This is a genomic window from Pseudomonas sp. (assembly GCF_050739935.1).
Taxonomy (GTDB): Bacteria; Pseudomonadota; Gammaproteobacteria; order Pseudomonadales; family Pseudomonadaceae; genus Aquipseudomonas.
The window spans coordinates 34,829-44,537 of sequence record NZ_JBOICF010000097.1; the positions used below are offsets into that span (position 1 = coordinate 34,829).

At 60.9% G+C, this 9,709-nt stretch carries 6 protein-coding genes; 5 read left to right on the forward strand and 1 reads right to left on the reverse strand.

Features of this window, described 5'->3' with window-relative positions; all coding sequences use genetic code 11:
- Positions 1-71 precede the first annotated feature (71 nt).
- Positions 72-2,237: a TonB-dependent receptor family protein gene (locus ACRER8_RS19270; RefSeq protein ID WP_431747799.1), complete on the reverse strand. Its 2,166-nt coding sequence runs from the start codon at positions 2,235-2,237 to the stop codon at positions 72-74.
- Between the two features lie 739 nt (positions 2,238-2,976).
- Here ACRER8_RS19270 and ACRER8_RS19275 point away from each other — a divergent pair.
- The 5 genes from ACRER8_RS19275 to ACRER8_RS19295 are packed head-to-tail and all read left to right on the forward strand — an operon-like array spanning position 2,977 to position 9,194.
- Positions 2,977-4,494, forward strand: a complete 1,518-nt coding sequence (locus ACRER8_RS19275; protein ID WP_431747800.1) for an ABC transporter substrate-binding protein — start codon at positions 2,977-2,979, stop codon at positions 4,492-4,494.
- Entirely contained in the window at positions 4,491-5,423 is a 933-nt protein-coding gene (locus tag ACRER8_RS19280) for an ABC transporter permease (RefSeq protein ID WP_431747801.1), read from the forward strand. Before ACRER8_RS19275 ends, ACRER8_RS19280 begins: the two co-directional genes overlap by 4 nt.
- A 41-nt stretch (positions 5,424-5,464) precedes the next feature.
- Positions 5,465-6,739, forward strand: a complete 1,275-nt coding sequence (locus ACRER8_RS19285; RefSeq protein WP_431747802.1) for an acyl-CoA dehydrogenase family protein — start codon at positions 5,465-5,467, stop codon at positions 6,737-6,739.
- Positions 6,736-8,103 (forward strand): LLM class flavin-dependent oxidoreductase, encoded by a 1,368-nt coding sequence (locus ACRER8_RS19290; RefSeq protein ID WP_431747803.1) that lies wholly within the window; start codon positions 6,736-6,738, stop codon positions 8,101-8,103. Before ACRER8_RS19285 ends, ACRER8_RS19290 begins: the two co-directional genes overlap by 4 nt.
- A 38-nt stretch (positions 8,104-8,141) precedes the next feature.
- A complete protein-coding gene (locus ACRER8_RS19295; RefSeq protein ID WP_431747804.1) occupies positions 8,142-9,194 on the forward strand; it encodes an NADP(H)-dependent aldo-keto reductase in 1,053 nt (350 codons plus the stop codon).
- The last annotated feature ends 515 nt before the right edge of the window (positions 9,195-9,709 follow it).

Here is a 9,709-nt window from a genome sequence, read left to right on the forward strand (position 1 = left end):
CCTCGAATAACACGTTGCTGTACGACAAACAGGGCCATCGCGGCCCCGTCGTCGCACAGCGGTGTCGGTCCTTAGTAGCGGAATTCCACGCCCACGTAGGCGCCGATGCCATCGCCCGGATACAAGGCGGCGCTGTCCTGACCCTTGGCATCATAGAGCGGTTGGACTGCGGTCACGTATTTCTTGTTCGCCAGGTTTTTCAGGTCCAGCGAAACCTTCCAGTCTTTTTTCGGCGTTTCATAACCGACGTTCGCGCCGAAGATCGTGTAGGAGGGCGCATAGAAGGTGTTGGCGTAATCCACGGCTGTGCGCGATGCCGATTGCACGTTGACCCCAGTGTAGAACCCTTGGGGATGCTGGTACTGAACCTCGCCCTGGTAGATGTGTTTTGGAATGCCCGGCAGTTGGTTGTCGCCGAAGGTCGGGTCATGACGGTAGTAGAAGTCGTTGTAGCTGTAGACCTGACGCCAGGTCACTTTTTCGCCCGAAGCACTTTCCCACAATTGCGTATTCAACCCGGCCTCGATGCCTTGGTGAATGGTGGGCGTGGCGTTGAATGCGCCGGTCACGGCGGCGGCAGTGGCGGTCGGGGCGATGAACTGCACGTTGAGCAATTCGTCGCGGACCCACGAGCGGTAGAGTGCCAGGCTGCCGTCGAAGATCCCCGAGGAGCCTTTCACGCCGATCTCCACGGTGTTGGCTTTTTGCTCGACCAATGGCCGCACATAAGGTTGGGTCGGCCCCGAACCCGAGTATTCCCAGGAGGCCGGTGGATCGATCGAACGGCTGACGTTGGCGAACACCTGCAGCTGAGGCGTGAACTCGTAACGCAGGCCGATGCGTGGTGCCAGGCTCCAGTTGTCGTAGGTTTCGCTCGAAGGAAAGGCTGACGTGTTGGCCTGCAGTGCTTCTTTGACGTTGGTATCGCGGCGTACGTTGATGGCCGACACACCGCTGGTCAGCCACAAACCGTCGACCAGCTCCAGATCGTTACCCAGCGAAAATACGTGATCGAACGACGAGCCATAGTCGACGAACTTTTGAGTCCGCTTGTTGCGGAATGTGGAATTGACCTCACCCTTGATGTGTTCGGTGGAGGTGAAAGCCAGGTTGGTGCGGCTTTCATGGCCGAACAGCTGATCGGTCCGGTCATAGCCGAGCACGACACTGAGATCGTGCCAGTCCCAGTAGCTCGGGTTGCTTGGGCTGTTCGGGCTGTTGTTGTGGGCGTACTGGTAGTAAACCAGGCCGAACGAGAGTTTGGAGTCATCATCGAAGGTGTAGGTGGTCTTGCTGCCCGCCCAGACACTGCTGGGGCGCCGGCTGCCGGCCCCGCTGGTGGCGGCCGTGGCGCTGGCATCGCGGGTATGGTGCTTGACCGCGTCGAGCGTGGTGGCGCTTGGGTCGTTATGGTACTCATCGCGATACCGCAGCATCAGCTCGGTTTCAAGCTTGGGGCTGAACTTGTAGCCGAAGTTGGCGACCACACCCTGGCTCTTGGACAGGCTGTAATCGCGGTAACCGTCGCTACGATAGTTGTCGGCATTGAGGTAGTAATCGAAATCGCCTTCGACACCGCCGACGCTGACGCTCTGTTTGTTGTAGCCATAGCTGCCGGTCTCTGCCCGTACGCGCAGGCCCGGGGCGGTGTAGCCGGTCTGGTTGACGAAGTTGATCGCGCCACCCAGGCTCAGTGCGCCGTACTGGAAGGCGTTGGCGCCGCGCAGAATCTCGGTGTAGTTCACGCCGGAGCCGTTGAGAAACTCATAGGGCGTGCCACCGGGGCCGGTGATCGGCAAACCGTTGAAGAGGAATTTGATGCCCTCACGGAAGTAGCCTGGCGAGGTGTTGGCTCCGGAACCGCGGATCGAAATCTTGGCCGCGTCGTTACCGCCCGTGGATTGCACGAATACGCCCGGTTGATAGGCAAGCGTGTCTTGCAAGGTTGCGGTACGACCCTTGGCGACTTGTTCGCTGTCCACCACGCTAGTGCCGCCGGGTACTTCACTGAGCTGACTTTTCGCCGCCTCGACCGGGGTGATTTTCGCCGCCTGCACAGTCACGGTATTGAGGCGAGGCGTTGTGGCCTGCGTCGAGTCCGATGACAGCGTCACATCATCGGCGCGTACCGCAGTGCTGCTGAGCAGCGCCGATCCCAAGCCTACCGTGGTCAACCACGTCGCCCGACGGATCGCCTGCGGTAACTTCCGTAACTCTCCCCGAAAACTTAAATGCATCAAATGTATTCCTTAGTGAATAGATAAATATGTGCCAGCTTTCTATTCGTATAGTCATGCCTGATCCGCTCTGAGCAGTTTCTGTGCCAATGTCTTTTTTACCTAGATAGTGGGGTGTTAGCGGACTTGTTCGCAGCTTCAATGCTCGCGGCCGTACTTTGTTTTGAATGTCTGTCTATTTTTCAACACTTGCTTAGTTTGGGATCCGCTTTGGCGGCTTTCGCGCATCTGTCTAAAACTCAACAGTGAATGTACAGTCTGTAAGGGCGTGGGCAAGTTGTGGCTGCAACTTCGATATAACCATATAAGTGTCTGTCATGCTGGCGACCGACCTGCGATGCCGGATCAGCGAATCGTTTCACAGTCCTTGCACGCCCTGGCCTCCCGCCCGCCGGGGGATACGTGGCATCCCTGTTCTCCAACAGGCCTTATGTTTATCGCGCGCCTACTTTTGCAAGGGTGCGGTTTGGCCGGTCATGGCATGTTCGCTGCATAACACCCAATAGTGCTTGAGCGTTACTGCGATCACCCAAGTTCTATTAAGGAAGTTTCTTTGGCCGGCTTATTCAAACTCACGACTGCTGTTTCGTTATATATGGCGATCAGCGCCTGCTCGCCCGCAACAGCACCCGAGCGCGGCGCACCCAAAGCCGACGGCGCTGTTAGCAATGGCGTAATTTCTTATCCTGCATCGGACTTTCATGAACAGTCCGTCGGGCGAAAGGGCGGAACGTTGCGGGTGTCAGCGGCTTCCGATGCCGGTAGTTTCGATATTCATGCGCTGTCCAACGGCAACATCCAGTGGATGGGCAGAATCCTCTTCGACTGCCTGGTCTACCAGGACGAACAAGGCAATATCAGCCCGTGGCTGGCCAAGTCCTGGGAGATCTCCGAGGACGGCAAGACCTACACCTTCCATCTGCGCGATGACGTGACTTTCAGCGACGGCGAGAAATTCAACGCCGCCGCGTTACAGACCAATCTCGAGCATATGCGCGATCCGGCGACCAAGTCGCCTCTGGCTGCGGCCTACATCGCGCCGTATCAGGACGGCAAGGTGATCGACGAATACACCTTCCAGGCCCACCTGCGCGAACCCTACACGCCGTTTCTCGATGTGCTGGCGCAGTCCTGGCTGGGGATGGTCTCGCCGAAACAGATTCGCGAAGCGCCGAAAACCATCGCTGAACATCCTGTCGGCAGTGGCCCGTTTCTGTTGCAAAGCTATACCCGCGACCAGGGTGCGGTATTTACCCGGCGCCCTGGCTACGACTGGGCGCCTCCGGTCACCCGTCACGTGGGCGAAGCGTACCTGGATCGCATCGAACTGAGTTATGTCCCGGAAGCCATGATCCGCTTCACTGCGCTGGAGTCCGGGCAGTCCGACTTTGCGCTGGATGCACCGACGCAAAATGCCGCCGCTATTCGCGCCAATCCTCAGCTGGTCCTGCGCAGCCGGATTCGCAAGGGTAATCCGAGTCGCAGCATGACCTTCAATGTCGAGCAGCCACCGTTCGACGACGTGCTGGTGCGCCGCGCCGTGGCCAAGGCAATCGACCGTGATGGCCTGGCGTGGATTTCCGGTTTTGGCGAATTCATCAGCAAAGCCGACTTTCTGGCGGCCAACACCCGGTTCTACCAGCCGAATAATGACGCCTTGGCTTATGACGTCAACGTCGCCAATGCGCTGCTCGATCAGGCCGGCTGGACAGGACGCGATGCTCAGGGTTATCGGACCAAAAACGGCGCGCGCCTCAAGGCGACGTTACTCACCTACGACAACCCGGCGTTCCCGGCCAGCGTGTCGGTGGCCATCCAGGCGGATCTGAAGAAGGTCGGCTTCGACATGCCCATCGAGATGCTGCCGCTGACCAAGGTGTCCGAGCGTCGTTATGCCGGCAAGTTCCAGGCGCTGGCGGCCGGGTACTGGCACACCAATACGCCGGACGGGCTGTTCGTGCTGTATCACAGCCAGTCCATCAGTACCCCGAAGTTGATTGGTCAGAATGCCGGGAAGTTCCGTGATGCCGAGCTCGATCGCGTGCTCAGTGCCGCGCGCCGCTCACGGGATCCTGTGGAGTTGCAGACGCTCTATGCCGAGGCGCAAAAGCGCCTGACCGAGACCGTCCCGGCCGTGCCTTCGGTGGAGAGCCAGGTCCTGACGGCCTATGGCAAGCAGGTCAAGGGCGTGATCTTCGACACTTCGCATAACGTTCCTTTCTTCACCAGCATCTGGCTGGACCGGGGGCAACCATGAGCACGTTCAAACGTATTTCCTGGCGGCTGCTGGCCGGCGTTGGGGTGTTGTGGGGCGCAGCGACGCTGACCTTTCTGGCGGTGAACTTCAGTGGTGGCGACACCGCGCTGGCGATCCTGGGTGGCCCGGATGCGCTGCCGACGCCTGAACTGCTGGCGCGTGTTCGGGCCGAATACGGCCTCGATGACCCGCTGATCGTGCAGTACGGACATTACCTGGCGCGGCTGGCCCATGGTGATCTGGGCGAATCCTACCGGCTGCGGATCCCCGTGTTGCAGGCCATCTCGGAGCAGATCGGCGCCACCATCCAACTCTCGTTCAGTGCTGCGTTGTTGGCCATTTGTCTGGCACTGGTCTGCGCGATCCTGACTGCCAACCGCTCGCGCTGGGTGCGCTCGGCAGCGTCCGGCAGCGAGCTGGTGATCTCATCGGCGCCGTCCTTCGTCATCGGCATCCTGCTGCTGCTGGTGTTCTCGTTTCATTGGCACTGGTTGCCGCCATCGGGCTCGGTCGGCTGGCGCTCGCTGATTCTGCCGTCGGTGGCATTGGCCTTGCCGGTGGCCGCGGTACTCACCCAACTGTTGCGCCAGTCGCTGGAGGACACCCTGGAACAACCCTTCATTGCCATGGCACGCGCACGGGGCCTCTCCGAAACCGCGGTGCGCCTGCGTCACGCCCTGCGTCATGCGCTGGTGCCACTGGTGACCCTGGCCGGGTTCATTTTCGCCAGCCTGTTGGGCGGTGCGGTGGTAATCGAACTGCTGTTCGCCCGTCAAGGCATAGGGCGCCTGATGCTCGACGCCACCACCAACAAAGACGTGCCGATGGTGCTCGGCGTGACGTTGCTGGCAGCCACGGTGTACGTGGTGGTCAACCTCGCCGTGGACCTGATCAACCGCTGGATCGATCCGAGATCGGCACAGGAGTGACCGCCGATCGCCGTGAAACGATCACGAACAAGGAAAGCCCGATGAACACTGCAATTTCCCCTGATGTGAAAATCGAAGACCTGAACCAGCGTTTTGCTGAAGTCTTCGCCCGCATCGCCGACACCGCCGTTGCCCGCGAGCAGGAACGTGAGCTGGCGTTCGAGGCGGTGCAATGGTTGCGCGATGCTCGCTTTGGCGCGCTGCGTGTCCCTGTATCCCGAGGTGGTCTGGGCGCGAGCCTGCCGCAGCTGTTCGAGCTACTGATCAAGCTCGGCGAAGCGGATTCGAACCTGCCGCAGATCGTGCGCGCGCATTTCGGTTTCGTCGAAGGCCGCCTGTCCAGCCGGGACGATGAGTCTCAGGACTACTGGTTGGCCAAGGTCGCCGAGGGCCAGTTATGGGGTGCGGCAATGGCCGAGCGCACCGACACCACGCGCAATTCGGTGACGTTGAGCGCTATCGAGCCGGGCAATACCGCCGCGGGTTGGCAGCTGAACGGCGAGAAGTATTACTGCACCGGCACCCTCTACGCCGACTGGATCGCCGCCGTGGCGCTGGATGGCGATGACTTCGTCAGCCTCGCCGTGCCCACCGATGCGCAGGGCGTGACGGTGGAGGATGACTGGGACGGGTTCGGCCAACGTCTGACCGGCAGCGGCACCACGCGTTTTGAAGACGTGAAGGTGCCGGATCAACATATCGTGCGCCGCTTCAAGAAAGACGAACTGCGCGCCGAGTCGTATCTCTCGGCCTTCTATCAGCTGTTCCATCTGGCGACACTCACCGGTATCGCCAATGCCGTGCTGCGTGATGCTACCGACTTCGTCAAAGGCCGCACCCGCGCTTTCGGCGTGCCGGGGCAGTCCAGTCCCAAGGATGATCCACTGGTGCAGCGCGTCATCGGGCGGCTGTCGAGCCTGGCGTATTCGGCCCGCACCCAAGTGCTTGCGGTGGCTCAGGTGCTGCAGGACGTGCACGATGCGGAGCAGGGCGGCTACGCCATCGAACAGCATTACACCGAAGCGGAAATCCGCGCTTATCAGGCCCAGCAGATCGTGCTCGAACAGGTGCTGGAAGCGACCACGCTGTTGTTCGAAGTCGGTGGCGCATCAGCGACGAGTGAGGCCCGCCGCTTCGACCGCCACTGGCGCAACGCACGCACTTTGGCGTCCCACAATCCGGCGATCTACCGCGAACGCGCGCTGGGCAACTTCTACCTCAACGGCATCACCCCCAACGCCGCCTGGCGCACGCTGCAAGCGGCCGACGCCGAACAGCAGGCCAGCGGCGCCCGTGACGAAGCGAGTGCAGTATGAGTAGCTCGAACAGCAAGACCCTTAACAGCAAAAACAGCCGTGAAGGACAAATGAGCCTGGGCATGAACATCCTTGGTTTCGGCGCGCATTCAGGCGCCTGGCGCAGCGCCGAAGTGCCGGCCAATGCCTATCTGGATGTCGAGTATTACCGCAATATCGCGCGCATTTCCGAGCGCGGTTGTCTGGACGCGATCTTTCTCGCCGACGGCCCGGCGTTAGCCGGTGACGTCTCCCGGCAACCCGCCGGGCGCCTGGAACCGACCGTTTTGCTGACGGCAGTGGCATTGGCGACCCAGCGCATCGGCGTGATCGCCACCGCGTCGAGCACCTACAACGACCCGTTCAATATCGCCCGGCGTTTCGCTTCGCTGGACCATATCAGCGGCGGGCGCGCGGCCTGGAACGTAGTGACCAACGCAGGCGATGCGGCCGCGCAGAACTTCGGCCTGGCCGGGGCGCCGCTGCACGTCGATCGCTACGCCCGTGCCGACGAGTTCATCGACGTCACCGTCAAATTGTGGGACAGCTGGGAAGACGACGCGATCATCGGCGATGCGCGCGGTGGTCGTTTCGCCGACCCGCAGAAAGTCCATGCCATCGACTTTGTCGGCCAGCATTTTTCGGTCAAGGGTCCGCTGAACGTGCCACGCTCGCCACAGGGCCGCCCGGTGCTGGTTCAGGCCGGATCCTCCGAGGGTGGCAAGGCCTTGGGCTCGCGCTATGCCGACGCGATCTTCACCACCCAGACCACCCTGGAAGACGGCCAGCTGTTCTATCAGGAAATGAAAGAGCGCGCCGCGGGCTGGGGGCGCAATCCCGAGCATCTGAAGATCATGCCGGGGCTGTCCACGGTCATTGGCAGCACCGAAGCCGAGGCCCACGCCCGTTTCGACGAACTCAATGCCTGGAATGGTGAACACGGGCTGTTGGAACAGGTCGCCGGACGGATCGGTATTCCGGCCCGTGAGCTGGATCCTGATGCGCCGCTGCCGTGGGAGCGGATTGGCGCGGTGGCCGATTTCGAACGTGGTTCCCAAGGGTTTCTTGAAGCGCAACTGAATCTGGCGCGCCGGGAAAACCTCAGCATCCGCCAGCTGTCGCGGCGGATCCTGGTAGGCCACAGGCTGCTGGTCGGCACGCCGGAGCAGGTCGCCGATACCTTGACTCACTGGTTCCTGGCCCATGCCGCCGACGGCTTCAACATCATGCCGGACATGTTCCCGTCCGGCGTGGAGATCTTCGTCGACGAAGTCGTGCCGCTGCTGCAAAAGCGCGGCGTGTTCCGTCACGAATACACCGGCAGCACCTTGCGCGAGCACCTGGGTCTGCCATTTCCGACCAATCAATACGCGCAGCGGGCCTGAGCCGCCGCGCTCGTACTTGTCACGACAAAGGATCAACCATGCGTTACCGCAAATTGGGCAACAGCGACATCGAGGTCAGTGTACTGGGACTGGGCACCATGACCTGGGGCCATCAGAACAGCGAGCACGACGCGCACCAGCAGATCGATCTGGCGCTGGCCGAGGGCATCAACCTCATCGACACCGCCGAGATGTACCCGACACCAACCAAAGCCGAGACCTGGCGCACCACCGAGCGATACATCGGCACCTGGCTGGCCAACAGTGGCCGGCGTAACGAGGTGGTGCTGGCAAGTAAGATTGCCGGCCCGGCGCGCGATCCCAACGGTCAGGCGCACATTCGCGATGGCCTCAGCCGTCACGACCGCCGCAACATCGTCGAAGCGCTGGACGGCAGCCTGTCACGTCTGAAAACCGATTATTTGGATCTGTATCAGCTGCACTGGCCGGATCGCAAAACCAATATCTTCGGTCAGCGCGAGTATCCGTACCAGGATGACGCCGACAGCGTAGCCATCGAAGAAACGCTGTCGGTGCTCGCCGAGCAGGTCAAGGCCGGCAAGGTGCGGCATATCGGCGTTTCCAACGAAACGCCGTGGGGCGTGGCGGAGTTTCTGAAGCAGAGCGAGCGTCTGGGTTTGCCGCGCATCGTCAGCATTCAAAACCCTTACAGCTTGCTCAACCGGCTTTATGAAGGCGGGCTTTCAGAGTTCAGCCATCGCGAAGGCGTCGGGCTGCTGGCCTATTCGCCGCTGGCCTTTGGTGCGCTGACCGGTAAATACCTCAATGGCGCGCGCCCTGAAGGCTCGCGGCTGTCGGCGGTGTACCGCGCGTTCAATCGCTACGACAGTGCGTCGGCCCAGGAAGCGATCAGCGGCTACGTGCAGATTGCGCAGCAGCACGGCCTGACTCCCGCGCAGCTGGCCTTGGCATACATCATCGACAAACCGTTCGTGGCCAGCGCCCTGACTGGACAGACCACCCTGGCGCAGCTGCGCGAAAACCTCGGTGCGCTGCAGGTTGAGCTGACCGACGAGATCAAGGCGCAGGTTCAGGCGGTGCATCAGCGCGTGCCGAACCCGGCGCCGTGAGATGAGGTTGCGAACAAAAAAAAAGGGGGGGGCGAGGTGCTGTTGATTCTGCCCGCAGGGCGTGGGAGTACCAGCTGCTGCAGAGCGCGATCGGGCACCGGCGGGGGTGTCTTCGGCCAGTGCCAAAGTACAGGTAGCACCTTTTGTGGGAGCGAATTTATTCGCGATGCGTATTCACGGACCACAAAGATCTGTTGGCTGAACGGGCAAATCGCGAATGAATTCGCTCCCACAGGGGAGATGTGCTGAGAGGAACGGCTGTGCATGTCTCAAGCAATTGAAACGGTCATCGTCGTCTGTGCAATTGAGCTGGTTCTGTGGGAGCGAATTTATTCGCGATGCGTATTCACAGATCACAGAGATCTGTTGGCTGTACCGGCAAATCGCGAATGAATTTGCTCCCACGGCGAATGTGCTGAGAGGAACGGTTGTGCATGTCTCAAGCAATTGAAACGGTCATCGTCGTCTGTGCAATTGAGCTGGTTCTGTGGGAGCGAATTTATTCGCGATGCGTG

Excerpts from the sequence above, each read along its gene's own strand:
- ACRER8_RS19270 (WP_431747799.1), bottom strand. The coding sequence starts at position 2,237 with ATGCATTTAAGTTTTCGGGGAGAGTTACGGAAGTTACCGCAGGCGATC.
- ACRER8_RS19280 (WP_431747801.1), top strand. The coding sequence starts at position 4,491 with ATGAGCACGTTCAAACGTATTTCCTGGCGGCTGCTGGCCGGCGTTGGG.
- ACRER8_RS19285 (WP_431747802.1), top strand. The coding sequence starts at position 5,465 with ATGAACACTGCAATTTCCCCTGATGTGAAAATCGAAGACCTGAACCAG.
- ACRER8_RS19290 (WP_431747803.1), top strand. The coding sequence starts at position 6,736 with ATGAGTAGCTCGAACAGCAAGACCCTTAACAGCAAAAACAGCCGTGAA.
- ACRER8_RS19295 (WP_431747804.1), top strand. The coding sequence starts at position 8,142 with ATGCGTTACCGCAAATTGGGCAACAGCGACATCGAGGTCAGTGTACTG.